The organism is Prevotella sp. Sow4_E9_plate (genome assembly GCF_052116205.1).
Taxonomy (GTDB): domain Bacteria; phylum Bacteroidota; class Bacteroidia; order Bacteroidales; family Bacteroidaceae; genus Prevotella.
In genome coordinates this window covers 1-1,633 of sequence record NZ_JBQKLN010000105.1, presented here as the reverse complement: position 1 = coordinate 1,633, position 1,633 = coordinate 1, and the positions used below count along the sequence as shown (strand labels likewise).

At 42.1% G+C, this 1,633-nt stretch carries 2 protein-coding genes; both read left to right on the top strand.

From position 1 onward, the window contains the following. The first annotated feature begins 16 nt into the window (after positions 1–16). Positions 17–376 (top strand): IS66 family insertion sequence element accessory protein TnpB, encoded by a 360-nt coding sequence (gene tnpB / locus ACTQ53_RS17390; protein WP_441934559.1) that lies wholly within the window; start codon positions 17–19, stop codon positions 374–376. Positions 377–664: 288 nt separating this feature from the next. Continuing rightward, positions 665–1,561: a hypothetical protein gene (locus ACTQ53_RS17385; protein WP_441934557.1), complete on the top strand. Its 897-nt coding sequence runs from the start codon at positions 665–667 to the stop codon at positions 1,559–1,561. Positions 1,562–1,633 lie beyond the last annotated feature (72 nt).

The following is a 1,633-nucleotide window of genomic DNA, read 5'->3' as shown; positions in this document are numbered from 1 at the left end:
CTAAACTTCAAGCCTTATGTTTAGCTTAAATGGTGCCGTAAAATATAAGTATATTCCCAACTATCAGGATATGCGTGGAGGTTATGACAAGCTTTGTGGAGTGATACGCTCGTTGGGCGAGGACCCTGAGGATGGCACCGCTTACGTGTTTACTTCCAAGGATCAAAAGATAGTAAAGATCATCAGGCATGAGCATAATGAGTGTCAGATGTATTATCAGAAGTTTGATAGGAACATGAGCTTTGTCCGTCTAGAGTTTGAAGGTGTCCTTCCTATTTATGTGTTGGAGTGGAAGTATCTAGTGGCCATGCTTTCATGTCCTGTTGTAAAGAGCATAGGTCCAATAGAGCTAAAATGCTATGAGGAAGCAGCTTGATGGCGAAAATGATAGTTAATTTTCTAAAAATACGTATTCGTTTTTTTGTAAAATAGAGTTAAGTAAATGATGTTCAGAGCGTTGTAGAAATCTTTAAGGTTGGCTTGTTAAGCCCTGTTTTCGATGTTTCGCGATACTGCAAACATGTCTGACATAGGGTGGTATTACGGCTAACGTTAAGTCTCTGAAATAGCGTAAAATACTGGATATCAGATTGTTAAATAAGTTTTATGTGTTTTGCGGAGTCTCATAATATGATTATCTTTGCATCTGCAAACGTTTCATATTATGGCAGATATACATATAGACATAGAGCGCATGATAATGCATTCCAATTACTTGCTGGAGGTAGACAATTCTTCGGCAAGTAATGGATTATCGGATATGGAACGTAAGCAATATCTAGATCAGATAAAGGATTTGGTTCAGACAGTCCAGACACTTCTGGATGCCAATATTGCCTTGGGTAATAAGCAGAAGGAACTACAGGCAGAGGCAGATCGTAAGATTGCCGGTTTGCAGGCTCAGGTTGACAAGCTTACTGGAGAACTGCAAGCCCGTAGGCGTAAGATGCATGGCAAGAACAATGAGAAGCAAACTGGTGACAAGTCGGTAAACACAGGCAAGACCAAGGATGAGGAAGAGGGGGAATACATCGAGAATGGATGTGAGCAACCTTCCGATTCTGATGATTCAGATGAAGTTACCGACACAGAGGCGACCAATCCCAAAAAGGATTTGAGCCAACGCCCGGACCACTACAAGACTATGAAGGCTGAAGTTCTTGTGGTTCATGATTGTGACAAGGACAAGCTTAAGGCTATGGGACTGGAGTTCATTCGCTATACCAGGCCTGTCGATCAGTTTGACCGAATCAGTATGACACGTCAGGACCGCTACCTTTATGCTTGGGTACGTGACAAGGATGGCAACGAGTTCGCTTTCTTCGTGCCAAAAGATGAAGGGGAAGAGCAGCGTGCTTGCACTTTTGTCGATGAGTCAAAGTATGACATGCCAAGCATGGTTCCTCATACCAGCAGTACGAGTGGCATGCTTTCAGACTTGATTGTCAATCGCTTTCAGTATGCGATAACGAGTGGACGTGAGATGTATCGCATGGTCAATGAGAAGATGCGTATGTCTAAGTGTAAATCACCATTAGCCCGTATGGCGGTACCTATATAATATATTACCTTTGCATCCGTAATCAAAACAATTTGATAATGGAAACAAGGGAATATTTCGAAAAAGTGATGC